Origin of the sequence: Sphingomonas sanxanigenens DSM 19645 = NX02 (assembly GCF_000512205.2) — a bacterium.
Taxonomy (GTDB): Bacteria; Pseudomonadota; Alphaproteobacteria; order Sphingomonadales; family Sphingomonadaceae; genus Sphingomonas_D; species Sphingomonas_D sanxanigenens.
The window spans coordinates 2,467,823-2,490,541 of the sequence record NZ_CP006644.1 but is presented as its reverse complement, the minus strand read 5'-3'; the positions used below and the strand labels follow the sequence as shown (position 1 = coordinate 2,490,541).

Genomic DNA, 22,719 nt, shown 5'->3' with positions numbered 1-22,719 from the left:
CTAGATTCTATCGCTAATTAGTCCACGGAATTGATGACAAGGCAAGAGCCGACCCACACGGCAGCGTCAGCGCGCCCCCGTTGCCGGCAAGGATGGCGATGGTCCCGGCTTCTTTCCTACCCATTGGACATGGCGGGCCAGCACCGAGGCGGCAGCTTCTACCTGCCCCGCCCGCAACGCATCGAGGATGGCCCGATGATCGCGGTCGGTCGGCGCTTCCCATTCCGCCCGCCAGCCGGAGAACAGAAAGCGGGCGCCGGCCGTATGCAGATCGTCAATCGCCTTCAGGAGTCGGGGCATGGCGCAAGGCGTCAGGATCAGCCGATGAAAGGCGCGGTTTGCTTCTTCCCACGCCTGCACGTCGCCGGCCTTGTCGCCCGCCCTGGTGGCGTCCTCGGCCTGATCCAGTATCGCCTTGGTCAGATGCGGCGCGGCATGGCGCAAAGCGAGCACCTCAAGGGCGGCGCGCATCTCCGCCACTTCCTTGATTTCATCCATGCTGAAACCGGCGACCCGAACGCCCCGGCGTGGCGCGCTGACCACCAGCCCCTGCGATTCCAGACGCCGGAACGCCTCGCGCACCGGCACATGGCTCGCGCCAAATTCTTCGGCAATATGATCCTGGCCCAGCCGGGAACCCGGTTCGAGCGCGCCCGAAATGATGCGCTCGGCAAGCGCCTTGCTGATCCGCACCGCGATTGTGTCGTCTTTAGCGTCTGTCATGAATTATAGATAATTCCGACACCGCCAGCCGTCGAGCGGCTAAATACTGCGTCGCAAAACTCCCAAAACCCGCGACAGGAAGCGAGATGAATACAGCCGTCATCTTCAGGCTTTGTTCGCAGCCGCCTGTTCGAGTATCCGCTTGTAGCCTTCGCGTGAAAGCCACTGCGCGCGTTCGAGGTGGCTTTGCCAGCATCGATAGGTCCGCAGTTCTTCAAAGCTCGGATCACGGTGCAGTACGATCTGCGCCACTTCCTTCCAGTCCGCATCTTCGGCCTTGGCGTCGAGAAGGCGCATATAGGTCACGAAATGCCGCTCGTCATAGGTGGTGATCTCGTCTCCTGTCGGCGCGATGTCATCCACATCGGGATCAAGTTCGACCGGAACCCGCATCGTCATTCCCCTTCATCCTGGGAGAGCGATGGCTTGCGGTGCGCCCCCGCAAACAAAACTCTCTGACTCCTGGTGATCGGGGAGTTAGTAACCGTGTTGGACGGCCCCATGGCCTTTAGCTGGAAAGCCTGTTGCATACGCCACAGGCTCCCCGACCATAGGGTCAAGGAGTGTGGTGCCGTCACGGCCGGCACCAACCGCCAACAGGGGTTACTACGCCCCAGAGCAGCGCGTCTGCTCCGCCTGTATTCTTAGCCGAACCGCGCGCGAATGTCTTTGGCAATTCTGTGCGACAGGCATTGAACCGCTGAAATCTCTCGCCTTTTCCGGCTGACGATCACACGTCAGGGGGGTGCCGCCAGCGCATAGGCGCAACTGCGGCACGCTACAGGCCGCCGATCCCTCGCCATCGTCCGCCACAGCCCGCTGTCGCTGCGACAGCCGCCTGTCTGACGAACCGGAGAGAGATTCCATGGCCATCCGCCCCAATGCGGACCTGCCGCCGCGCTTGCTGCGCACAAAAGAAGCCGCGCGCTTCCTCGGCCTGTCCATCCGCACCCTTGAGAAGCATCGCACCTATGGCACCGGTCCGACCTACCGCAAGGTCGGAGGCCGCGTCCTCTACGCCGTCCGCGATCTGGAGGCGTGGAGCGCGATCGGCACCCGCAAATCCACCAGCGACAAGAACGCCGGCACGGTCTTCGCCGCCCGCCCGCTGACGCCAAAAGAGCGGGACGAACTGTAAATGCTGCGCGACGACGATCCCAGACCCGCGCCGCCGAACGAAGATAGCGAGCGCACTCGCCTGGACCCGTTCATCGTGGCGACCGGCGACGCCGCTCCGCGCGACCAGCGCGATTTGATGGAGCGGCCGTTCTTCTCGCTGGCGAAGCGACCGCGCACCACGCCGATCCTCTACCGGGCCGCCGATGTCGAGGTGCAGGTCTTCGCCATGCCCGAACATGGCATGGCGACGATCTGGGATGCTGATGTGCTGATCTGGGCCGCAAGCCAGATCGTGGCGGCCGAGAACAACGGCATCGCCACGTCGCGGTTCTTCCGTTTCATGCCCTATCAGCTTTTGCGCTCGATCGGGCGAGCCACCGGAAACCGCGACTATCTGTTGCTCAAGGCCGCGCTGGCGCGCCTGCAGTCGACCGTCATCGCCACCACCATCCGTAACGGCAAGCATTGGCGGCGGCGGCAATTCTCATGGATCAACGAATGGGAGGAAATGACCACCCACTCCGGCCGGGTGGAGGGCATGGAGTTCGTCCTGCCCGAATGGTTCTACAACAGCGTCATCGACCGCTCGCTGGTCCTGACCATCGACCCGGCCTATTTCCGGCTGACCGGCGGCATCGAGCGCTGGCTCTACCGCGTCGCCCGCAAGCACGCCGGACGCCAGCCTGAGGGCTGGGCGTTCGAGGTTTCCCACCTTCACAAGAAATCCGGCAGTGCGGCGCGGCCGTCCGATTTCGCGCTCGACCTGCGCCGGATTGCAGCCCGCCAATCGCTGCCCGGATACCTGCTCCAGAGTGAATGGGAAGATGGGCGCGAACTGCTGCGGTTTCTGCCCGAAAATCTATCCACAGTGCCTGTGGATAACCATGTGAATCCTATCGGGACATTAGGCGCACGCAGTATCGGGACATTAGGCGCAAATCTCGCGCCGGACTCTATAGAAGAATCTAACAAAGAATCTAACTCTTCTTCTTTGACGCGCGCGCACGCGATCCGTGGTGCCGGTGCCAGTGCCGATAGTCGTGCTGCTTCCAGCCGACGAGGTGCGCCATGATCGTCGCGCTTCTCAACCAGAAGGGCGGCGTCGGCAAGACCACGCTGGCGCTGCATCTCGCCGGAGCCTGGGCGCAGCGGGGTCAGCGCGTCATCCTGATCGACGCCGATCCGCAAGGCTCCGCGCTCGACTGGTCGCAGACGCGCAGCCATGAGGGCCTGCCAAGGCTGTTCAGCACCATCGGCCTGGCCCGTGACACCTTGCACCGGGAAGCCCCGGAACTGGTCCGTGACGCCGATCACGTCGTCATAGACGGGCCACCCCGCGTCGCCGCTCTGATGCGCTCGGCGCTGCTCGCCGCCGACCTGGTGCTGATCCCGGTGCAGCCGTCCCCCTTCGACGGTTGGGCCTCGGCCGAGATGCTGGCGCTTCTGAAGGAGGCGCGCATCTACCGGCCCGACCTCGCCGCCCGTTTCGTGCTCAACCGTTGCGGCGCGCGCACCGTCATCGCCCGCGAGACGGCCGAGACGCTTGCCGACCACGACCCGCCCTTGCTCGCCACCGCCATCGGCCAGCGTGTCGTCTTCGCCGATGCTGCGCAGTCCGGCCGCCTCGCATCCGAGATCGACGCCGACAGCCCGGCTTCGCGCGAGATCGCCGCGCTTGCCGCCGAGATCGACCGGCTGCGGGTCGGAGGGATCGAACCATGACCGGACGTACCCGCAAACCCGGCTTCGCGTCCCGGCCGGGCGATCTTGAAAGCTGGATCAAGGCGGCGGACATGCCGCCTGCCAGCAAGGCCGCCGGCGAAGCATTCACCGCCCGCCTGACCATCGACATCACGCCGGAACTGCGCGGGCGCATCAAGGTCGCCGCCTTCCGGCGCGGCATCACCGTCGCCGACATGCTGCGCGACCTGCTCGCCCGCGAATTTCCATCCACCGAAGGAGATCCGATATGACCGGCAACGCGGCCCGCCGCATGCACGGCCGTCCGCTGCCGGACGGGCCTGCGCCCTTCACCACATTGGTCGAACTGACCTTCGACAAGCGCAAGGTCGAGCGCTGGATACGGTTCGGCCGCAAGAGCTACGAACAGATCATCGACCGCCGCCGCAGTATCGTCGGCTTCGCGCCGGAGAGCGTCTTCGCCTTCGTCCGCTGGGCGGCCGGCGAACACGGCACCGTGATTTCACGCATCGACATCGTGCGCGCGGTTCGCCGCGGCGAACCCTTCCAGACGCTGCCCTTCGTGCGCCCCGGAGGCGACATCCTGCTGCGCCTCGATAGCTGGGCGAAAGTGCAGCGCGCGCTTGTCGCCATAGACGCGGTGGAAGCACTCGGCCTCGATCCGGCCGACGCCGCGCCGGATCACTGGCGGCATGTCCACAACCGCCTTATCGCCGGTCTGGAGCCACGCGATTACACGCCGGAACGTCATGCCGCCTGGCTCCATCGTCGGAGGATCGAGCCATGACGCGGTTCGGCTACGTCATGGTGACGTATTTCGCGGCGATGGGCGTCGCCATCGCGGCGTTCATCCCGACGCCCACGAAACTGATCTGGAACGCCACGGCCAGCGCGCCCATCGGCTTCTACACCATCGAGCCGGCTGACCGCATCGGGGTGCCCGAGCTGGTCGCCGTTATGCCGCCCGAACCGCTCGCCGCCTTCATGATCGAGCGCGGCTATGTCGGGCGCGGCGTGCCGCTCCTGAAGCGCGTCCTCGGCCTGCCGGGACAGCGGGTTTGCCGCACCGGCAGCACCATCACCGTCGATGGCGTCGAGATGGGGGAGGCGCTGGAGCGCGACCGGATCGGCCGCGATCTGCCCGTCTGGCAGGGCTGCCGCGTCATCGGCGACGGTGAAATCTTCCTCATGAATTGGGAAGTCCGCGACAGCCTCGACGGCCGCTACTTCGGACCCATCCCCGCAAGTTCCGTCATCGGTCGGGCGCTGCCGCTCTGGACCGATGAGGAAGGCGACGGCCGCTACGAATGGCGTGCGCCGACGCAATGACCGCTTTCCCATCAGCGGGAGCGGTGCCCGCCGATGGTGTTTCCAACCTCACCGCCAAGGAGATTGTCATGCCCCAGATCGGTCAATTCACCGTCGAAAACGAAACCTTCGTTGGCCGTGTTCATACGCTCACCCTTTACCGCGAGCTGACCATCGTTCCTGCCGAACCATCGGATGCGGAGAACGCGCCCGCCTATCGCGTCCACCACGGCGCCGAGGACGGCCCGGAGGTCGGTGCAGGCTGGAAGGAGGTCGGCGAAAAGGCCGGCGACTACATTTCGCTGATGATCGACGATCCCGCTTTGCCGCAGCCGATCCGCGCCAACCTCTTCCAGAACAGCAACGACAAGACAGCCTGGTCGCTGCACTGGAGCCGCCCGAAGCCGCGCGGCGGGCGGGGCTGAAAGCCATGCGATCCCGCGTCATCCCCGCGTTCAAAACCCTCATCCCGTTGTTCGCGGAAAAGCCGTCTCATCCCGTCGTCCCGCTCGGCCACCGGACGGCCGGCGCGCGCAGCGAAGGTCAGGGGCGGCCTCTGGCCGGCGCTCGCGCCTTGCCCTTGACCGCAGCGAGCACGCTGGCAGACTGGAGGTCGAACGGAGGCAGGGAGATCACGCGATATGCCGGTCTGCTGCTGGCTGGCGTGCTCGCGGTCGCAGCCTGTCCGGTCGCCTTATCGGCGCAGGCCGCACCCGTCACGCGCGCGAATCCTGCCGATCCCTATGCCGGCTTCATCACCGAAGCCTCGCAGCGCTTCGGTATTCCCGAGCACTGGATTCGCGCCGTGCTGCGCGTCGAGAGCGCGGGCGACGTGCGCGCGATCTCGTCGGCCGGAGCCATGGGATTGATGCAGGTCATGCCCGATACCTGGGCGGGCCTGCGCGTCCGTCATGGCCTCGGCCGCGATCCTTACGACCCACGCGACAACATCATGGCGGGCGCGGCTTACCTGCGCGAAATGTGGGATCGCTACGGCAATGTCGCGGCAACGCTCGCGGCCTACAATGCCGGTCCCGGCCGCTACGACGAACATCGCGCGACCGGCCGGAGATTGCCCGCCGAGACCCGCGCCTATGTCGCCGCCATCGCGCCGGTGATCGGCGGCCCGGTCGGCACTGAAACACCCGCAACAGCACCGCCACCGCCGCCCGACTGGCGCGACGCTCCGCTGTTCGTCACACGCTCGGCCGACACGCGGACCGTCGCCGCGCCGTCATCCGAAGTGCAGTCCAGCGACACTCGCGCGACCGTTCCGGTGCGCGATGCCGCCGACACGGAGCCGTCAACCGGCAGAATTTTCGTGGCTCGCGCCGATGGCGGGGGAGCGCCATGAGGGGTGCGTTCCCACAGTCGGCGCGAGCCGTTCCGGTGTCCAGTCATGCGGGGTTTCGCCTGGCTGGATTCCGGGCAGGAAGGGCAGGAAGTGCGGAGGGCAAGATAAAGGAACATGGCACCACGTCGCCAATGTTCTGGAAATTGTTATTGTCTGCACACTGGTTAGGGGAGCCGCGAGCGGCACCCTGTTTTTGGAACGCGCGAGCCGCGATTTTGCGCAAAGCCTTGGATTTGCTGGATTTCGTCCGGCACCATGGCCGCAGATTGCCCGATTTTCTTGGATTTCGGCCGGTGGCGCGTCCATGAGCGCCGACGACGAGAACCGCTTCCGGCCCAGGCCGGGCCGCATCCGTTCCGATGCGCCGAAGCTCGGCAAGGCCAAGAGCTTTCTCACCCAGGCGAAGAAGCTCGCCCGCCAGCACAGCAACACCCATCCCAAATATTCGCCGCGCGTGTCGGCGAAGTCGGCCGCCAAGGGGAGCATGGGGGGCGGCAAGGCCCCGCGCGCGCCCGGCGGTCCCGGCGTGCGGCGCGGACGTGGCGCGTCCTTCGTCCTCGCCCGCACCCTGTCCGGCGGCTGGAAGCACAGCACTTCCGGTATGCGCCGCGTCGTCGTCAAGACCCGTTATGTCCAGAGCGCCGGCAAGAACGGCAAGGCCGCCGCCCATCTGCGCTACATCCAGCGCGACGGAACCTCGCGCGACGGCGAGCGCGGCCCGCTTTATTCCGCCACCGAGGATCGCGCCGATGGCGATGCCTTCCTCGATCGCGGCAGGGAGGATCGGCACCAGTTTCGGTTCATCCTCTCGCCGGAAGACGGGGCTGACCTGACCGACCTGAAGGCGCACACCCGCGACCTCTTGCGCCATATCGAAACCGACCTCGGCACCCAGCTCGATTGGGTCGCGGTCAACCACTACAACACCGGCCATCCCCATGTGCATGTCATCGTGCGCGGCAAGGATGACCTGGGAGAGAATCTGGTCATCAACGGCGACTATCTCGCCAACGGCATTCGCGAGCGGGCGAGCGAGTTGACCACGCTGGAGCTTGGCCCCGTCACCGAGATCGAGCAGAACCGCAAGCTCTCGGCCGAAGTCGATCAGGACCGCTTCACCCGCATTGACCGGACGATGACTGAGGAAGCCGATGAACGGTTCCTCGACCTGCGCCATGAACCCGACGATCCGCGTCGCCCGTTTGACCGGACGCTGCGCCTGCGCCGCCTGGGCAAACTTGAGCAGATGGGCCTCGTCACCGAACATGCACCCGGCGTTTGGGAGTTGAGCGAGCGGATGGAACCGACCCTGCGCGAGCTGGGCGAGCGCGGCGACATCATCCGCAACATGCACAAGGCGCTGAAGGCCGATGGCCTGGAGCGTGACCCGATGACCTTCCATATCCATGACGGGCCGCCCGAGACGCCGATCGTTGGTCGCGTCGTTGACAAATATCTGACCGACGAGATGGGCGAGAACCTGACCGTCGTGGTGGACGGCATCGACGGCCGCACCCACCATGTCCCCGGCATCGACCCGGCCCGCGTTGAGGACGCCCGGATTGGCAGCGTCATCGAGATCGGCCCGGCCGAAACCACGCAACGACCGTCTGACCGAACGATCGCCGCCATCGCCGAGGATGGCTTCTATCGGCCGAGCCGCCATCTGGAGCAGGCGAAGTTCGAGGGCCGCGTTCCCGGCGGCGACTATGAGGGCTATGTCAATGCTCATGTGCGCCGGCTGGAGGCGTTGCGCCGCGCCGGCATCACCGAGAGGATCGACGCCGATCAATGGCGCGTCCCAGAGGATTTCGAGAGCCGAGCCGCTGCCTATGATGCAGGCCGCAATCGGCAGGCCAGCATCCGCATCATCTCGGCCTTCAATCTGGAAAGCCAGATCGGGTCCGTTGGGGCGACCTGGCTCGACCGCCGGCTGGTATCGCCCGACGCATCGGATCTCGCTCCGGCCGGGTTCGGCCTACAGGTGCGGGAGGCCATGGACCAGCGCCGCGAGCATCATATCGAACAGGGGGACGCCACCCGATCAAGGGATGGCCGCATCTTCTACCGGCGCAGCCTCCTCGCCACGCTGCGCGAGCGGGAGGTGGCCCACGTCGGCGCGGAGATGGCCGAAAACAAAGCGCTGCCATTCCGGGCGGCGGCGGACGGCGAGAAGATCAGCGGCAAGTTCACCGGGACTGTCCAGCTATCTAGCGGCAAGTTCGCCATCGTGGAGCAGAGCCACGAGTTCACCCTCGTCCCGTGGCGGCCGGTCATCGACCGCCATCTCGGCCGCGAGGTCATGGGCGTCGTGCAGGGTGGCTCCGTGTCGTGGCAACTGGGGCGGCAAAGGGGATTGGGGCTTTAAGCGTTACGCCCATTGCCCCACTTCGCGCAGCACGCGCCGCAGCCATTGATGCCCTGGATCGGCATCATGTCGAGCGTGCCAAGTCTGCACCACCCGGAATGTGGGAATGTCGAGAGGCGGCGGAAAGAGCCGGAGCGGCAGCCGCCCGGCGAGCGGTGCGAACAATCGACGGGGTTCCGTCGCCACCAGATCGGAAGCATCGACCAGCATCGGAGCCATCAGGAAATGGCCGACCGTCACGGCGACATTGCGCTTCAGGCCCTTTTCGGCGAGCACGGCATCGACATAGCCTCGCGGATTGCCCTTCATCGAGACCTGAAGGTGCCGAAGCGAAAGATAGCGGTCGAGATCGACCATCCCGTCGAGGCCGGAATGATCGCCCCGACCGGCGCAGATGAAGTCCTCCTCATAGAGCAGTTCTTCGCGCATATGCGTGGGTGGGTCTGGGAAGTTGCCCGCGATCAGTTCGGCCCCACCATCTTCCAGCATGGGAAGCCCGACGCTGCGACTGGTGTTGCGAACGACAAGGGAAACGCCCGGCGCTTCCCGATCGAGGCGCGCGGTGAGGCGTGGCAGCAGCACGAAGGCTGCGTAGTCGGATAGCCCAAGCGTGAATTGCCGCGTGCTCGATGCCGGATCGAAGGTGCGACCGCCGAGCAGGATGCCTTCCACCTGTTCGAGAATGGACCGCACACCGGGAGCGATGTCCTGCGCCAGCGGTGTCGCCACCATGCCGCGCGGTGAACGAACAAAGAGCGGATCACCGAACAAAGCCCGCAGGCGGTTGAGCGCGTGGCTGACCGCCGGCTGGGTCAATCCGATCCGTTCGGCGGCGCGCGTGGCGTGCCCTTCCGCAACCAGCGCGTCGAAGACGACGAGCAGATTGAGGTCGATGCTGGCGAGATGAACCGTCTTCATGACGGAAATACTAATAATGAATTGGATTTATCGCAAGGCAACGATGATCAAATAGGTGCATTTCAATCAATCGCGCAACTGGCTCAACGCCGGTGTCATGGAGGTAGTGTGAGCAATTCAGAACGTCAGGAAACGCCCGCGGAAGCCAGCGCTCTTGCAGAGTCGCAGGTTGAGACCTCGCATCTGACACGTAGAACCGCCCTGGGGAGCCTTGGGGTGCTCGCCGTGGGCTCGTCTGCTCTCGCGTCCACAGCAACGGCACAGACCGGAGACAATCCTGTCCCTCAAGCTGGCGCGGTGCGTGATCGCTATGCCATCGGCCTGGAAAGACTGTCCGCGATTGATGGGAGAGATGGTCATGCCGTCGTGGAGAGCCTGAAGGAGATCTCGCCCGATTTCGCGCGCTACCTCATCGAATTTCCGTTTGGCGACATCTATGCGCGACCCGGCCTTGACCTTCGCCAGCGGGAAATTGCGACGATTGCCGCGCTTACAGCACTCGGAAATGCACGCCCGCAACTAGAAGTTCACATTGCGGCGGGTCTGAACGTCGGCCTCTCACAGCAAGAGATCATCGAGATTGTCATGCAGATGGCGGTCTATGCCGGCTTCCCCGCAGCGATCAACGGTCTCAACGCAGCGAAGACAGTCTTCGACCGACACCCGACATCCTGAACAGATAAGGAAAAGATAATGTTCAATCGTCGCACCATGTTGTCACATCTCACTCTTATCGCCGCAGCCGCCATGGTCTCCGGCATCGTCACGAAAGCCAATGCTGCCGAGCCCGTGCGCCTTTGGACCGGCTTCAGTTCGCCGGTGGGTATGGCGTTCGACGCCAATAGAAATCTCTTTATCGCCGAATGGGGGGCGGGCCGTGTCTCCCGCATAGCGCCCGACGGCTCCCGAACGACTTTCGCCGAGGGGCTTTCCGGCCCTTCCGGTCTGACCATCGATAAGGACGGTTCGATATATGTCGCGTCATATTCTCGCGACGAAATCTATCGCTTCACTTCCTCCGGTGACAGGGAAACGATCATCACCGGCCTTGCGACCTGATCTGCCCCCCGCTGAGTGGCCCAGAGACTATGATAGTCTGGACCACGAAAGGGACATTGAATGCCGAGCAAGAAGCACAAGCCGGAAGAGATTATTGGCAAGCTGCGTGAAGTTGAGATTGTGCTGTCGCAGGGAGCGAGCACGGCTGAAGCCTGCCGCCGGATCGCGGTCAGCGAGCAGACATACTATCTCTATGGACGGCTCTCCCTTTGCAAGCGGCATTGAAACGTTCTGCGTGGATCAGTTGCAAACATCTATCCGGCGTCAGCTGGTTGTCCAGAGCGCCCAAATGGGAAATCCGCACACGCGCACCTCTACAGCTGGTAGGCCTCAAGGGCCTCGATAATAGTCAGGCTCGTCGCGCGTCGGCTCGATCAGTGCAGTCCATTTCTCCGTCTACTCGCAAACTGGTTCGGTTCTTCAGGCGGCGGCGCGGTATTGATCGCCCGTTCGAAGCACGGCCCAGATTATCCGTGCATTCTTGTTGGCGATGGCAACCGTTGCGCGGTTGAACCCGCGTCGCTCCCGAAGCTGGTTGGCCCATTGGCTGATGGGATCATTTTTATTGGGTGCCGTTCTCACGACGGCACGCGCGCCGTGAACCAATAGGCTGCGCAAATGCTGGCTTCCTCGTTTAGAGATGCCCATAAGCACCGCCTTATCACCGCTCGAGAACTGGCGCGGTACTAATCCAAGCCAGGCCGCCATGTGGCGCCCATTCCTGAAGTCCGAACCATCGCCGACCGCCGCGACAATCGCTGTTGCCGTTTTGGGCCCAACGCCTTTGATCCTGGCGACACGCTGACAGGGCTCGCTCGATTTGAAGACGGCTTCGATTTTCTTGTCGAAATGCTCGATGCGGCGTTCGAGATCGCAGAAGAAATCCCAGAGCTCGGCAATGGTCTCACGGGCCATAGTCGAGAGGCCGGAGTCGGCGCGTGCGAGTATCTCCGGAATCATGCGTCTCACCCGGGTAATCGACTTGGCAAAGGCAATGCCACGATCAAGCAGCAGCCCGCGCATCTGGCTGACCAGGGCCGTTCGGTGGTTCACAAGACGCTGGCGGGCGCGGTGTAGAGCCTGGATATCCTGTTGCTCAACGCTTTTCTTAGGCACCAGCGGAATGTGGGGTTGACGCACAGCCGTACAGATCGCCTCGGCATCGTTGCCGTCGTTCTTCTGCCTGCGGACTAATCATCAGGTGACCATAATGCGAAGGAACGCGGGGCAAACGCATGGAACCCGCCCGGTGGCGCTGCTTTTCGCCAACTTTGCTGCACATTATTTTCCGGTGAACCTCTGCAGTCTTTTGACGAGCAGAGGAGTTATTGATGTCGAAATCTGAACGAGAACTGATTGTTGAGCTCGAAGCCGTATTGATCGGCCGCCGATACAGCCCCGTAGTGATCAGAAATTACTGCAGCTACGCCCGCGAGTTTCTGGACTATCTCATGTACCGAGGGATTCCAGTCGCAGACGTGACCGAAACCGAAGTAGCGGAATATTTGCGTCGTGCGGCCGCGCAATTCCGCAAGCGCCGCGGACGACGGCCCAGCAAGCGCTGGCACGAAGTCCCGCAGTCCGGGATTCACGCGCTGCTGCGGCTTGGGCAGGGTCAGTGGCCGCCTTCTCCCAAAGTGGCCTGCGCCGCTGACGCACTACGGTTTACGGTCTGCAACGAATACGAAACCTGGCTTCGCGACGAGCGTGGCCTTGCCCAAGCCAGCATCGACGCGTTCTTATGGGAAGCCCGCTACTTCCTTGCCTGGCAACTCGACCGGAGCGGGGTCGAGGGTCTCAACGGATTAACCGTCGGCGACATCGACAGCTATATGGACCTGCGTGGCTCGAAGCTGACGCGTAGTTCGCTGAAATCCGCAGCGGAGCGGCTTCGTTCGCTGCTGCGCCACCTCTACAGGACTGCCCGCGTTGCGGCAGATCTGTCGCCGCATATCATCGCGCCGCGGCTCTATGCTTATGAAGGGGTCCCTTCGATCCTGGAGCGCAACCAGATCACCGCGGTTCTGGCAAGCACGAGCATGGACACGACGACTGCCGGTTTGCGGGACCATGCGATATTACAACTCCTCGCCACCTACGGGCTCCGTGCAAGCGAAGTCCGTAACATGCGGATCGAAGACATAGACTGGCGGGCCGAAGTCGTTCGTGTCCGTCACAGCAAAACGCAAGCCTATACGCTCCTTCCTTTGATGGAGCCGGTTGGCGAAGCGATCCTTGCTTACCTGCGGTCTGGACGGCCCGCGACCGATGCCAGGGAGATCTTCATCCGGACGCGTGCGCCCTATTGTGTAGGGCGGTGACAAACCCGGCCACGGGAGCGCCGGCATAGGTGCCGGTGCGGCGGAGAGAAATCCTGCCAGTGGTAAGCTGCTCGTTTTGGGGCGGCGGGGATGTTTGCCTTGGAGAGTTACGCGGCCGTTCGGCGTTTTGTGTTCGTGGAAGGTCACAGCCGCCGGGAGGCGGCGAAGGCGTTCGGTCTGAGCCGGGACACGGTGGCGAAGATGTGCGCGTTCTCGCTGCCGCCGGGCTACCGGCGCACGAAGCCGCCGGAGAAGCCGAAGCTAGGTCCGCTGTTGCCGGTCATCGACGCTATCCTGCGCGAGGATCGCCTGTCGCCGGCCAAGCAGCAGCACACCGCCAAGCGGATCTTCGAGCGGCTGCGCGACGAGCATGGCTATGGCGGCGGCTACACGGTGGTGAAGGACTATGTCCGGCAGAGCCGCGCACGCAGCCGCGAGACGTTCGTGCCGCTGGCACACCCGCCGGGCCATGCCCAGGTCGACTTCGGCGAGGCGTGGGCAGAGATCGGCGGCATGCGGCAGAAGGTCCATTATTTCTGCATGGACCTGCCGCACTCAGATGCGTGTTTCGTGAAGGCCTATCCGCGCGAGACGACCGAGGCGTTCCTCGACGGTCATGTTTCGGCCTTCGCCTTTTTCGGCGGCGTGCCGCTGTCCATCCTCTACGACAATCTGAAGATCGCGGTGGCGAGGATCTGCGGCGACGGCAAGCGCGAGCGCACGCGGGCCTTCACCGAGCTGGTCAGCCACTATTTGTTTGCCGACCGCTTCGGTCGTCCCGGCAAGGGCAACGACAAGGGGAAGGTCGAAGCGCTGGTGAAGCACGCCCGCGCGATGTTCATGGTGCCCATTCCGGTAGCGCGCAGCTTCGACGAGTTGAACGAGCGCCTGGCGAAGGATTGCCTGGCTCGACAGAACGGGCATGCCGGGCGCCATGCCGACACCATCGCCGAGCGCCTCGTCGCCGACCGGCAGGCCTTCCGGGCCTTGCCGGCGGTGCCGTTGGAGCCGTGCGAGAAGCGGTCGGCGCGCGTATCGTCGACCGCGCTGGTGCGCTATCGGACCAACGACTATTCGGTGCCAACCGTCTATGGCTTCCGCGACGTCCTGGTGAAGGGGTTCGTCGACGAGGTGGTCATCAGCATCGCCGGCGAGGAGATCGCCCGGCATCCGCGCAGCTATGGCGAGGGCGCATTCGTCGCCAACCCGCTGCATTATCTCGCGCTCATCGAGCAGAAGCCCGGCGCGCTCGACCAGGCGGCCGCCTTGCAGGGCTGGGATCTGCCCGAGATCTTCCAGCATCTGCGCCACCTTCTGGAAGCTCGTATGGGCACCAAGGGGAAGCGCGAGTTCATCCAGGTGCTGCGGCTGCTCGAAGCCCTGCCGCTCGCCGTCGTCACCGACGCGGTGACGCAGGCCGTGCAGCTCGGCGCCATCGGCTTCGACGCGGTGAAGCTCATCGCGCTGGCGCGTATCGAACGGCGACCGCCCCGTCTCGATCTGGCCGCCTATCCGCACCTGCCCCGGACGGACGTGAAGACGACACGGGCGGCGGACTATGGGGTGCTGGCGGCATGACCGGCGACAAGATGCCGACCGGCACGACCGGCGGGACACCCCAGGTGCTGCTCGCCCACCACCTCAAGCAGCTCAAGCTGCCGACCGTGCTGCGCGAATATGAGAAGGTCGCGCGCGAATGCGCTCGCGACGGTGTCGACCACCCACGCTACCTGCTGCGCCTCATCGAGCTTGAGCTCATCGACAGGGAGCGGCGCACGGTCGAGCGGCGGATCCGCGCCGCCCGCTTCCCGGCGGTGAAGAGTCTCGACACCTTCGACTTCACAGCCATCCCCAGCCTCAACAAGATGCTGGTGCTCGAGCTCGCTCGCTCGGAGTATATCCTTCGGCGGGAGAACGTCATTGCGCTGGGCAACAGCGGCACGGGCAAGACGCACGTCGCTCTCGCGCTCGGCCTGGCTGCTTGCCAGAAGGGATTCACCGTCGCCTTCGCGACCGCCGCTTCGCTGGTCAACCAGCTGATGGAGGCGCGCGACGAGCGGCGCCTGCTCAAGCTCCAGCGGGAACTGGCGGCCGTGAAGCTGCTCATCGTCGACGAGCTCGGCTATGTGCCGCTGTCGGCGACTGGCGCCGAACTTCTCTTCGAGGTGCTGTCGCAGCGCTACGAGCGCGGCTCGACCATCATCACGTCGAACTTGCCGTTCGAGGACTGGACCCAGGTCCTCGCCTCAGAACGGCTTACCGGCGCGCTGCTCGACCGGCTCACCCACCACGTCTCCATCCTCACCATGAACGGCGACAGCTACCGCCTCAAACAGTCCGCCGGCCGGCGATCAGCCAGAAGGGCGGAGCAAAACCAGGCCACCGTGTCGGCCGACCCGAACACCGGCGAGATCCCGTCGCCATAGCCGGGAGAAAACGGTCGCGACGATATGGAAAGGGCCCCGATCGGGGCCCTTTCCATATCGTCATCACGCCTCGACCGCTGGCCTGCTTTTACTCCGCCCCGCTGGCCGGGTTTTGCTCCGCCGTTGACACCCTATCGCAAGCTCGACAAGCTATACAGCCTGGTTCGGCGGAGGCTCCGGGATGCCGGCGTCAATCCCTTGGGCAAGTGCGGCCCCCACATCTTCCGTCACGCTCGTGCGACCGAGTTACTGCGCGCGGCAGTTCCGAAAAAGGTAATTGGCGATCTGTTAGGACATCGCTCGACCGGGTCGACAGACCCCTACCTCAAGCTTGCCACCGAGGATCTGAGGGCCGTCGCTCTTGATGTGCCAGGAACGGAGGTGCTGGCATGATCTCCCGTTGGCCTGATTCCGATCGCACGCGCATTGGCAGCTATGTCGCGAGCCTTGATCTGCGCGATCTCAAAAGCCGCACCTGCTATCAACAGGTCCTGCATAGCTTCCAGGATGCCGTTGAACGGCACGGGTTGCTCGATCAACAAGCGCTGCAAGCTTGGCTACGGGAATTAGCGTCTCGCTGGGCGACATCTACGCTCCTGCATCGCACTCGCATCATCGATCGGTTCCTCGACCACCTCGTGGCAACCGGTGCGATTGATCACAACCCTGTCGAAGGTCTGCGTCAGGCATGTCATATAAAGCAGAGCATGCCGATCTGGCGCGCGTTGATATCGTGTAATCCAGAACAGGCTCTTGCCACACTGCGCCAGCCCAAACCGTTCGGTAGTGTGCTGGGCGAGGTTATGGCCGAGCATGTCGCCATGATGCGCCGTAGGGGATACAAATATACTTCGCAACCGGTGCGGCTTTTGCAGTTCGACCGGTTCCTGCAACTGAACCCGCAACTGGAAACCGAGCCGCTGCGCGTCATGATCGATCGATGGGCGGCGACGAAAGGCACGCGTAACCATGCATATGAGCGCGAAAACCTTGAGCGCCTCTTTGCCAAAATCCAGCGGCGGTGCGATCCGTCAGCTCCTCGGCGTCGACCGGATCCGAGACCCCAAAAAGAGGTCCGCAAGCAGTGGCGAACGCCTCATATCTACTCTCCTGTCGACGTACGGCGCATGCTCGACATTGCCCGTTCGTATCCCTCTCCGCGGGCAACACTTCGTCCGTTGAGCATCTACACCATGCTGTTGCTGGCCTACTGTGCGGGTCTGCGGCGGGGAGAGTTGGCCAGGCTGGATCTTGGTGACGTTAATCCCGGTGACGGCACCATCACGGTTCGGCAGACCAAGTTCTTCAAGACCCGAATTCTGCCACTTCCTGACAGTGTGATGATGGAACTCCGGGCCTACATCGCTGCACGGCGTCAGGTCGGCGCATCGCAGGACCCGCACTCTGCTCTGTTCTGGCACGTCCAGGGCAGATCCCGCTACACGCCCGAAATGATCACCTGGTTGCTCACAGACGTCGTACGTCGCGCCGGATTGAAACCACTGCAAGGGCAGTTCGGGCCTCGCGTTCATGATCTTCGGCACTCGATGGTCGTGAACCGTATCCTTGAATGGTACCGTCTGGGGATCAACCCGCAGGAGCGGCTGCCGTTCCTCGCGACCTACCTCGGCCATCGGGATATCAACTCCACTCTGGTCTACATCACCGTCACGCAGGATCTGCTGCATCTCGCAAACGAACGGTTCAGGGCCGTGGGCGCGCCATGCCTCAATCTCGAACGGGAGGTGCGGTCATGAGCAAAGCCAATCCGTTCCCGGAACTGATGCGCGCGTTCTTTTACGAATGGCTTGTCGAGCAACGCAATGCGTCCGTCAACACCGTCCGCTCCTACCGCGACACCTGGCGACTGTTCCTCCGGTTTGTCGCTGACCGCGCGAAAAAGAAAGTTGCTATAATCTCGCTCGCCGATCTGACCGCCGCGCAAGTCGCGGCGTTCCTGAGGCACGCCGAGCACGACCGTGGCGGCACGATCGGCACCCGCAACTGCCGGCTTGCTGCGATCCGCAGCTTCTTCAACTTTGTGGCGACCAAGGATCCTGCCTTAATCGCGCAGTGCGTGGAAATCCTCAACATCCCGATCAAGCGGGCGCCGGTATCTGAGCCTTGCTATCTGGATCCGCTGGAAGTGGCAGCGATTCTTGCCCAGCCAGACCAGTCAACCCTCGAAGGCATGCGCGACCATGCGTTGCTCTCGTTCCTCTACAACAGCGGGGCGCGAATACAGGAAGCACTCGATATGTGCCCTGAGGCAATCCGGTTCGATAGCCCGAGTTGCGTTCGGCTTACGGGCAAGGGGCGAAAAGAGCGTCTCTGCCCGCTTTGGCCGGAAACCGTGATGTTGTTGAAAAAGCTGCTTGAGCGGCAGCCACGGGCACAAGACCAGCGGCTGTTCGTCAACCGCTACGGAGAGCCGCTCAGCGCCTCGGGCGTCCGGTTCAAGCTTGCCGCCTATGTGAAGGCGGCGGCTGCGACCATGCCGCCGCTGCAAACGAAGCACGTAACGCCGCACAGCTTCCGTCACGCCACCGCCGTCCACCTTGTATCGGCGGGCGTAGACATCACGGTCATCCGCAGTTGGCTTGGGCATGTGAGCCTCGACACCACCAATCACTACGCGAAGGCCAATCTGGACACAAAGCGAAAGGCGTTGGAACAGGTCGCTGTGCCGGTGGCGACGGCGCACTCTTCATCGTGGAAACGCGATACGAGCCTGCTCGCCTGGCTGGACACGCTCTGAAATAATGCGAAGGAATTTTGCGCGAACGGCCGACAACTGGGCGGCCCGCGTGCGTTCCTTCGCATTATGGTCACCTGATGATTAGTAAAGTAATCTTCACCTGACCATTACTTCACGTAAGGCTTCACATAGGACGGCGGCATCAGCCGAACGTCATGCCCCATCTCCTGAAGCCTGCGGCCCCAGTCATGAGAACCTGCGCAAGCCTCCATGCCGATCAGGCATCGTGGACGCTTCTGGAAAAACGCGAGCAATTGGCCGCGGCGAAGCTGGCGGCGCACGAGAACTTGTCCACTCTCGTCTACACCATGGATCTGAAAGACGCTCTTTGCGAGATCGATACCGACTGTGGCAAGCTCGGACATGGATGGCTCCTCTTATACGGGATGATGACTTCCCGACTATGGCGCAATGCGACGCCGGGAGCAGGAGCCATCCATCCCATCAATCGAGAACGCCTTTGCCAAGCTGAAGGCAATGCTCAGGGCAAAGGCCGAGCGCTCCATAGAAGGTCTATGGAACACGGTTGGCGAAATCGTCAACATCTTCACCGCCCAAGAATGCGAAAATTACTTCGCTGCCTGCGGCTATGACCCGGATTAAAGTGGACGGGCTCTAGCACCTGTAAGGCGGGTGGTTGATTGCAGCTTCAAGGTCTGTGCAAAGACCGAGATCATGCACGAAGCGGGCAGCCGCGTATAGAGACTGACCTGAGACGCTGAGCTGTCTTCCAGATTTTGGTGGAGTCCGTCAAAGCAGGGTTCGCCGCCATGCGACGATCTTCGGCGTGAAGACCTGCACCACCTCGTCGTGCTGATTGACCGTCTCGCAACGCATGTTGACCATGCCGCGCTCAGGGCGCGAGCGGGATGGCGTGACCGCTGTGACCTCGCTGCGCAGACGGATGGCGTCTCCCGGTCGCGTCGCGCGTGGCCAGGAGATCTCGCCGCCGGCGCCGATCAGCCCGCCGAAGAAGGGCACACTTTCGACCAGCAGGCGCATCGTCGTCGCGGCGGTGTGCCAGCCGCTGGCGGCGAGGCCGCCGAACAGGCTCTCCCGCGCCGCCTCGTCGTCGAGATGGAAGAATTGCGGGTCGTAGCGGCCCGCGAAATCCTTGATTTCCTCGACCGTCAGGACATGCGGAGCGCTTTCGAAGGTCTGGCCGACCGCAATGTCCTCGAGGTAAAGGCTCTGAACATCGTTCGTCATGGCGCGCCTAGCCGATGATGCTGTCGTCGGGGGTGACGCTGGCATATTCCTTGAGCACGATATCGCGGATCGCGGTTTTCAGGAGCTTGCCGGTCGCCGTGTGCGGCAGTTCGTCGACGATGATCACGTCGTCGGGGATGCTCCATTTGGAGATCCTGCCGGTATAGTGCTCGACCATCTCGTGGCGGCCGAAGCTCTCGCCGGGCTTCAGGACGACGACGAGGACCGGGCGCTCGCCCCAGCGCGCATCGGGCTTGGCGACGACCGCCGCCTCCTTCACCGCCGGATGGGCCTGAGCGATGTTCTCCAGTTCGATCGAACTGATCCATTCGCCGCCGGATTTGACGACGTCCTTGGTGCGGTCGACGATCTGGACGAAGCCGTCCTCGTCCATGGTGACGACGTCGCCGGTGTTGAACCAGCCGGGAACTTCGTGTGCGGCACTTTCCGAAGTGTTGTAGTAGCCGGCGGCGACCCACGGACCGCGCACCATCATCGCACCGAAGGCCTTGCCGTCTCGGGTGATCGGCTTGCCGTCGGCGCCGTCGACGCGGAACTCCATGCCGTAGACCGGGCGGCCCTGCTTGGCCTCGAGCATCAGCCTCTGTTCGGGCGTGAGCGACTGATGCTTCGGCATCAGGCAGGCGGCGAGGCCGATCGGGCTGGTCTCGGTCATACCCCAGGCATGGCGGACCTTGACGCCCATGTTGTGGAAGCGGCTGATCATGATCGGCGGTGAGGCCGAGCCGCCGATCGCCACCCGCTTCAGGCTGGTGAAGCGCTGGCCGTGGGCGTCCATCCAGTCGAGCAGGCCGAGCCAGACGGTCGGAACGCCGGCGGTGCAGGTGACGCCTTCGGCTTCGAACAGGGCATGCAGGCTGGCGCCGTCGAGGTTCGGACCGGGCATGACGAGCTTGGCGCCGGCCATCGGGCCGGAGAAGGGGACGCCCCAGGCATTGACATGGAACATCGGCACGATCGGCGAGAGCACGTCGTTGGCCGACAGGCCGAGCACATCCGGCATCGAACTCGACATTGCGTGGAGCACGCTGGAGCGATGGCTGTAGAGAACGCCCTTCGGGTCCCCGGTCGTGGCGGAGGTGTAGCACAGGCCGGAGGCGGTGTTCTCGTCGAATACCGGCCAGTCGTATTCGTCGGACTCACCGGCGATCAGGGTCTCGTAGCAGGCAAGGTTCGGCAGGGCTTCCGACTTCGGCATGTGCGCCTCGTCGGTCATCATCACGATCGCCTTCATGCCGGAGAGCCGGTCGGCGAGTGCCTCCAGGATCGGCAGGAAGGTGAGATCGGCGAAGATCACGCTGTCGCCCGCATGCTCGATGATGTAGCCGATCTGCTCGCGGAAGAGCCGCGGATTGATCGTGTGGCAGACGAGGCCCGAACCGGAGACGCCGTAGTAGAGTTCCAGATGGCGGTAGCCGTTCCAGGCGAGTGTGCCGACGCGGTCGCCGAATTCGAGGCCGAGCCGCTTCAGCGCGTTGGCGAGCTTCTGGCTGCGCTTCGACAGATCGGCGTAGGTATAGCGGTGGATCGGTCCTTCGACCGTCTTCGACACGATTTCGGTCGTGCCGTGATAGGTCGCCGCGTGGCGCAGGATGGTCGACACCAGCAGCGGCGAGTTCATCATCATTCCGAGCATGCTACTTCCTCCCTTGGAGTATACGGATCAGAAAAGGTCTTGGTTCAGGGCAATGATCGAGGTCGCTCCGTTGGCGATCGCGGTTTCGAGGCCGAGGGTCTGCGGCAGCATGCGATCGGCGAAGAAATCGGCGACGGCGCATTTGCGGACCTTCGGCGGCGTATCGGCCGCCGCGGCGCTGGCGGCCATCTTCGCCCACATCCAGCCGAAGGCGGTGAGCGCGAAGAGGCGAAGATAGTCGGTTGCGGCCGAGCCGGCCACGGCCGGATCGCCGCTGCCGGCGAGCAGCAACTCGGTCGTGCGTTCGAGGCGGTCGAGCGCCGAGGCGGTGGCGGCGACGATCCGCTCTGTGGCGGGAACGAGTGACGCCGCCTGCAGATCCTGCTTGACCAGATCGAAGAAACGTCCGGCGAGTTCCCCGCCTTCCATCGGCAGCTTGCGGCCGACGAGATCCATGGCCTGGACGCCGTTGGTGCCCTCGTAGATCTGGGTGATGCGGGCATCGCGCACGAACTGCTCCATGCCCCATTCGCGGATATAGCCGTGGCCGCCGAAGACCTGTTGCGAAATCACCGCGGTCTCGAAGCCGAAATCGGTGAAGGCTGCCTTGACCACCGGCGTTAGCAGGGCGACGAAACCGTCGGCGCGCCGGCGTTCGGCGGGATCGGGATGGCGGGCGGCGATATCCATCTGCATGGCGGTCCAGATCGCCAGCGCCCGGGCGGCGTCGATGAAGGAACGGCCGGTCAGCAGCATCTTGCGTACGTCGGGATGCTCGATGATCGGGACGGGTCCGCGGCTGCCGTCGAGCGAACGACCCTGCAGGCGTTCGCGGGCGTAGCTGGCGGCCTTCTGATTGGCGGCTTCGGCGATGCCGAGACCCTGAATGCCGACGAACAGGCGTTCCGCATTCATCATCGTGAACATCGCATTCAGGCCGCGGCCCGGTTCGCCGACGAGCCAGCCGATAGCGCCGTCATAGTTCATGACGCAGGTCGGTTGGGCATGGATGCCCATCTTGTGCTCGAGCGAGCCGACCGACATGCCGTTGCGGGCGCCGAGGGAACCGTCGTCTTCGACGAGGAATTTCGGCGAGAGGAACAGGCTAATGCCCTTAACGCCCTTCGGTGCGTCGGGCAGGCGGGCGAGCACCAGATGGATGATGTTGCCGCCGAAATCCTGGTCGCCGGAAGAGATGAAGATCTTGGTGCCCTTGATCTTGTAGGAGCCGTCGCCGACGGGCTCGGCGCGGGCCGTGAGCAGACCGAGATCGGTGCCGGCGGAAGATTCCGTCAGCGCCATGGCCCCGGTCCATTCGCCGGAAATCATCTTCGGCAGGTATTTCGCCTTCAACTCGTCGCTGGCGTGATGCTCGATCGCCTCGACGGCGCCGCGCGTCAGGCCCGGGAAAAGGCCGAAGGAGAGATTGGCGGAAGACAGCATCTCGTCGAGCAGGATCTGGGTTGCGCGCGGCAGGCCCTGGCCGCCGAATTCCGGCGCGCCGGACAGCCCGGCCCAACCGGCCTCGACAAAGGCCTTGTAGGCGTCTGCGATGCCCTTCGGGGTGGAGACGAGGCCGTTTTCGAGCTTGCAGCCTTCTTCGTCGGCCGGGCGGTTCAAGGGTTCCAGCACGCCGGCGCAAAACTTGCCGCCTTCCTCGAGCACAGAGACGGCGAGTTCGGCGCTCACTTCCTCGTAGCCCGGCAGCGTCTGCATCTGGCCGTCGAAATCCAGCACGTCGTTCAGCAGGAAGGCGATGTCGTCGATCGGGGGATTGTAGGATGCCATGTCGTTGTTC

Annotated in this window: 22 protein-coding genes and 5 pseudogenes; 19 read left to right on the top strand and 8 right to left on the bottom strand. The window is 63.7% G+C overall.

Features of this window, described 5'->3' with window-relative positions:
• Window positions 1-66: 66 nt before the first annotated feature.
• On the bottom strand, window positions 67-723 hold the full coding sequence (locus NX02_RS11460; RefSeq protein WP_025292334.1) for a GntR family transcriptional regulator: 657 nt from the start codon (window positions 721-723) through the stop codon (window positions 67-69).
• A 105-nt stretch (window positions 724-828) separates the two neighbouring features.
• Window positions 829-1,122: a DUF2285 domain-containing protein gene (locus NX02_RS11455; protein ID WP_228222514.1), complete on the bottom strand. Its 294-nt coding sequence runs from the start codon at window positions 1,120-1,122 to the stop codon at window positions 829-831.
• 466 nt (window positions 1,123-1,588) lie between these two features.
• Here NX02_RS11455 and NX02_RS11450 point away from each other — a divergent pair, with 466 nt between their 5' ends.
• The 9 genes from NX02_RS11450 to NX02_RS34025 all read left to right on the top strand — a co-directional run bounded on the left by NX02_RS11450 (window position 1,589) and on the right by NX02_RS34025 (window position 8,573).
• Entirely contained in the window at window positions 1,589-1,861 is a 273-nt protein-coding gene (locus NX02_RS11450; RefSeq protein WP_025292332.1) for a helix-turn-helix transcriptional regulator, read from the top strand.
• Entirely contained in the window at window positions 1,862-2,914 is a 1,053-nt protein-coding gene (locus NX02_RS11445) for a replication initiator protein A (protein ID WP_025292331.1), read from the top strand. It abuts the gene before it with no gap.
• Window positions 2,911-3,564, top strand: coding sequence for a ParA family partition ATPase (gene parA, locus NX02_RS11440; protein WP_025292330.1), 654 nt, complete (start codon window positions 2,911-2,913; stop codon window positions 3,562-3,564). The genes NX02_RS11445 and parA overlap by 4 nt, the downstream gene beginning before the upstream one ends.
• Complete coding sequence (locus NX02_RS11435; RefSeq protein ID WP_025292329.1) at window positions 3,561-3,815, top strand: hypothetical protein; 255 nt, start codon at window positions 3,561-3,563, stop codon at window positions 3,813-3,815. Before parA ends, NX02_RS11435 begins: the two co-directional genes overlap by 4 nt.
• On the top strand, window positions 3,812-4,330 hold the full coding sequence (locus NX02_RS11430) for a DUF2840 domain-containing protein (RefSeq protein WP_025292328.1): 519 nt from the start codon (window positions 3,812-3,814) through the stop codon (window positions 4,328-4,330). Before NX02_RS11435 ends, NX02_RS11430 begins: the two co-directional genes overlap by 4 nt.
• Window positions 4,327-4,872, top strand: coding sequence for a S26 family signal peptidase (locus NX02_RS11425; RefSeq protein WP_025292327.1), 546 nt, complete (start codon window positions 4,327-4,329; stop codon window positions 4,870-4,872). Before NX02_RS11430 ends, NX02_RS11425 begins: the two co-directional genes overlap by 4 nt.
• A 68-nt stretch (window positions 4,873-4,940) precedes the next feature.
• A complete protein-coding gene (locus NX02_RS11420) occupies window positions 4,941-5,276 on the top strand; it encodes a DUF736 domain-containing protein (protein WP_025292326.1) in 336 nt (111 codons plus the stop codon).
• Window positions 5,277-5,281: 5 nt separating this feature from the next.
• Window positions 5,282-6,205, top strand: coding sequence for a lytic transglycosylase domain-containing protein (locus NX02_RS11415; protein WP_025292325.1), 924 nt, complete (start codon window positions 5,282-5,284; stop codon window positions 6,203-6,205).
• A complete protein-coding gene (locus NX02_RS34025; RefSeq protein WP_323132803.1) occupies window positions 6,135-8,573 on the top strand; it encodes a relaxase/mobilization nuclease domain-containing protein in 2,439 nt (812 codons plus the stop codon). The genes NX02_RS11415 and NX02_RS34025 overlap by 71 nt, the downstream gene beginning before the upstream one ends.
• A gap of 3 nt (window positions 8,574-8,576) precedes the next feature.
• On the opposite strand, the gene NX02_RS11405 is transcribed toward NX02_RS34025, so the two are convergent.
• Window positions 8,577-9,491, bottom strand: coding sequence for a LysR family transcriptional regulator (locus tag NX02_RS11405; protein WP_025292323.1), 915 nt, complete (start codon window positions 9,489-9,491; stop codon window positions 8,577-8,579).
• Between NX02_RS11405 and NX02_RS33285 the strand changes: the two genes are divergently transcribed.
• The 3 genes and pseudogenes from NX02_RS33285 to NX02_RS32375 form a co-directional block, all read left to right on the top strand.
• On the top strand, window positions 9,477-10,166 hold the full coding sequence (locus NX02_RS33285; protein WP_084717723.1) for a carboxymuconolactone decarboxylase family protein: 690 nt from the start codon (window positions 9,477-9,479) through the stop codon (window positions 10,164-10,166). The two genes, NX02_RS11405 and NX02_RS33285, sit on opposite strands and share 15 nt — an antisense overlap.
• Before the next feature lie 18 nt (window positions 10,167-10,184).
• Window positions 10,185-10,550 (top strand): hypothetical protein, encoded by a 366-nt coding sequence (locus NX02_RS11395; protein WP_097137729.1) that lies wholly within the window; start codon window positions 10,185-10,187, stop codon window positions 10,548-10,550.
• A gap of 60 nt (window positions 10,551-10,610) precedes the next feature.
• Window positions 10,611-10,739 (top strand): annotated as a pseudogene (locus tag NX02_RS32375) (IS3 family transposase); the annotation flags it as partial.
• Window positions 10,740-10,970: 231 nt separating this feature from the next.
• Here NX02_RS32375 and NX02_RS11385 read toward each other — a convergent pair.
• Window positions 10,971-11,741, bottom strand: a pseudogene (locus tag NX02_RS11385) (IS110 family RNA-guided transposase); the annotation flags it as partial.
• Between the two features lie 140 nt (window positions 11,742-11,881).
• On the opposite strand from NX02_RS11385, the gene NX02_RS11380 reads away from it, so the two are divergent.
• From NX02_RS11380 to NX02_RS11360, 6 genes and pseudogenes are all read left to right on the top strand, one after another.
• The gene (locus NX02_RS11380; RefSeq protein ID WP_025292319.1) at window positions 11,882-12,871 is read left to right on the top strand and encodes a tyrosine-type recombinase/integrase; all 990 of its coding nucleotides are present in this window, start codon (window positions 11,882-11,884) and stop codon (window positions 12,869-12,871) included.
• 90 nt (window positions 12,872-12,961) lie between these two features.
• Window positions 12,962-14,449, top strand: a complete 1,488-nt coding sequence (istA, locus tag NX02_RS11375; RefSeq protein WP_039996352.1) for an IS21 family transposase — start codon at window positions 12,962-12,964, stop codon at window positions 14,447-14,449.
• A complete protein-coding gene (gene istB / locus NX02_RS11370; RefSeq protein ID WP_425424012.1) occupies window positions 14,446-15,297 on the top strand; it encodes an IS21-like element helper ATPase IstB in 852 nt (283 codons plus the stop codon). Before istA ends, istB begins: the two co-directional genes overlap by 4 nt.
• A gap of 150 nt (window positions 15,298-15,447) precedes the next feature.
• Window positions 15,448-15,690: pseudogene (locus NX02_RS31495) on the top strand (tyrosine-type recombinase/integrase); the annotation flags it as partial.
• Window positions 15,687-17,054 (top strand): tyrosine-type recombinase/integrase, encoded by a 1,368-nt coding sequence (locus tag NX02_RS11365; protein ID WP_425424037.1) that lies wholly within the window; start codon window positions 15,687-15,689, stop codon window positions 17,052-17,054. The pseudogene NX02_RS31495 and the gene NX02_RS11365, both read left to right, overlap by 4 nt.
• The gene (locus NX02_RS11360; protein ID WP_025292317.1) at window positions 17,051-18,055 is read left to right on the top strand and encodes a tyrosine-type recombinase/integrase; all 1,005 of its coding nucleotides are present in this window, start codon (window positions 17,051-17,053) and stop codon (window positions 18,053-18,055) included. Before NX02_RS11365 ends, NX02_RS11360 begins: the two co-directional genes overlap by 4 nt.
• A 110-nt stretch (window positions 18,056-18,165) precedes the next feature.
• Here NX02_RS11360 and NX02_RS11355 read toward each other — a convergent pair.
• Window positions 18,166-18,420, bottom strand: a pseudogene (locus tag NX02_RS11355) (IS110 family transposase); the annotation flags it as partial.
• Between the two features lie 67 nt (window positions 18,421-18,487).
• Between NX02_RS11355 and NX02_RS11350 the strand changes: the two are divergent.
• Window positions 18,488-18,658, top strand: a pseudogene (locus tag NX02_RS11350) (IS630 family transposase); the annotation flags it as partial.
• Between the two features lie 147 nt (window positions 18,659-18,805).
• Here NX02_RS11350 and NX02_RS11345 read toward each other — a convergent pair.
• Genes NX02_RS11345 through NX02_RS11335 form a run of 3 tightly spaced genes read right to left on the bottom strand, consistent with a single transcriptional unit; the run spans window position 18,806 to window position 22,709 of the window.
• Window positions 18,806-19,264, bottom strand: a complete 459-nt coding sequence (locus tag NX02_RS11345) for a MaoC family dehydratase (RefSeq protein ID WP_025292314.1) — start codon at window positions 19,262-19,264, stop codon at window positions 18,806-18,808.
• 7 nt (window positions 19,265-19,271) lie between these two features.
• Window positions 19,272-20,921, bottom strand: a complete 1,650-nt coding sequence (locus NX02_RS11340; protein WP_025292313.1) for a long-chain-fatty-acid--CoA ligase — start codon at window positions 20,919-20,921, stop codon at window positions 19,272-19,274.
• A gap of 27 nt (window positions 20,922-20,948) precedes the next feature.
• Window positions 20,949-22,709, bottom strand: coding sequence for an acyl-CoA dehydrogenase C-terminal domain-containing protein (locus NX02_RS11335; protein ID WP_025292312.1), 1,761 nt, complete (start codon window positions 22,707-22,709; stop codon window positions 20,949-20,951).
• Between the last annotated feature and the right edge of the window lie 10 nt (window positions 22,710-22,719).

What these genes read in the sequence shown, in the direction of transcription:
- NX02_RS11455 (WP_228222514.1), bottom strand. Translation starts at nt 1,122, where the DNA reads ATGACGATGCGGGTTCCGGTCGAACTTGATCCCGATGTGGATGACATC.
- NX02_RS11450 (WP_025292332.1), top strand. Translation starts at nt 1,589, where the DNA reads ATGGCCATCCGCCCCAATGCGGACCTGCCGCCGCGCTTGCTGCGCACA.
- NX02_RS11430 (WP_025292328.1), top strand. Translation starts at nt 3,812, where the DNA reads ATGACCGGCAACGCGGCCCGCCGCATGCACGGCCGTCCGCTGCCGGAC.
- NX02_RS11420 (WP_025292326.1), top strand. Translation starts at nt 4,941, where the DNA reads ATGCCCCAGATCGGTCAATTCACCGTCGAAAACGAAACCTTCGTTGGC.
- NX02_RS34025 (WP_323132803.1), top strand. Translation starts at nt 6,135, where the DNA reads ATGCCGCCGACACGGAGCCGTCAACCGGCAGAATTTTCGTGGCTCGCG.
- NX02_RS11395 (WP_097137729.1), top strand. Translation starts at nt 10,185, where the DNA reads ATGTTCAATCGTCGCACCATGTTGTCACATCTCACTCTTATCGCCGCA.
- NX02_RS11445 (WP_025292331.1), top strand. Translation starts at nt 1,862, where the DNA reads ATGCTGCGCGACGACGATCCCAGACCCGCGCCGCCGAACGAAGATAGC.
- NX02_RS11435 (WP_025292329.1), top strand. Translation starts at nt 3,561, where the DNA reads ATGACCGGACGTACCCGCAAACCCGGCTTCGCGTCCCGGCCGGGCGAT.
- NX02_RS11380 (WP_025292319.1), top strand. Translation starts at nt 11,882, where the DNA reads ATGTCGAAATCTGAACGAGAACTGATTGTTGAGCTCGAAGCCGTATTG.
- istB (WP_425424012.1), top strand. Translation starts at nt 14,446, where the DNA reads ATGACCGGCGACAAGATGCCGACCGGCACGACCGGCGGGACACCCCAG.
- parA (WP_025292330.1), top strand. Translation starts at nt 2,911, where the DNA reads ATGATCGTCGCGCTTCTCAACCAGAAGGGCGGCGTCGGCAAGACCACG.
- NX02_RS11360 (WP_025292317.1), top strand. Translation starts at nt 17,051, where the DNA reads ATGAGCAAAGCCAATCCGTTCCCGGAACTGATGCGCGCGTTCTTTTAC.
- NX02_RS11335 (WP_025292312.1), bottom strand. Translation starts at nt 22,709, where the DNA reads ATGGCATCCTACAATCCCCCGATCGACGACATCGCCTTCCTGCTGAAC.
- NX02_RS33285 (WP_084717723.1), top strand. Translation starts at nt 9,477, where the DNA reads ATGAACCGTCTTCATGACGGAAATACTAATAATGAATTGGATTTATCG.
- NX02_RS11415 (WP_025292325.1), top strand. Translation starts at nt 5,282, where the DNA reads ATGCGATCCCGCGTCATCCCCGCGTTCAAAACCCTCATCCCGTTGTTC.
- NX02_RS11425 (WP_025292327.1), top strand. Translation starts at nt 4,327, where the DNA reads ATGACGCGGTTCGGCTACGTCATGGTGACGTATTTCGCGGCGATGGGC.
- istA (WP_039996352.1), top strand. Translation starts at nt 12,962, where the DNA reads ATGTTTGCCTTGGAGAGTTACGCGGCCGTTCGGCGTTTTGTGTTCGTG.
- NX02_RS11460 (WP_025292334.1), bottom strand. Translation starts at nt 723, where the DNA reads ATGACAGACGCTAAAGACGACACAATCGCGGTGCGGATCAGCAAGGCG.
- NX02_RS11365 (WP_425424037.1), top strand. Translation starts at nt 15,687, where the DNA reads ATGATCTCCCGTTGGCCTGATTCCGATCGCACGCGCATTGGCAGCTAT.
- NX02_RS11345 (WP_025292314.1), bottom strand. Translation starts at nt 19,264, where the DNA reads ATGACGAACGATGTTCAGAGCCTTTACCTCGAGGACATTGCGGTCGGC.
- NX02_RS11340 (WP_025292313.1), bottom strand. Translation starts at nt 20,921, where the DNA reads ATGCTCGGAATGATGATGAACTCGCCGCTGCTGGTGTCGACCATCCTG.
- NX02_RS11405 (WP_025292323.1), bottom strand. Translation starts at nt 9,491, where the DNA reads ATGAAGACGGTTCATCTCGCCAGCATCGACCTCAATCTGCTCGTCGTC.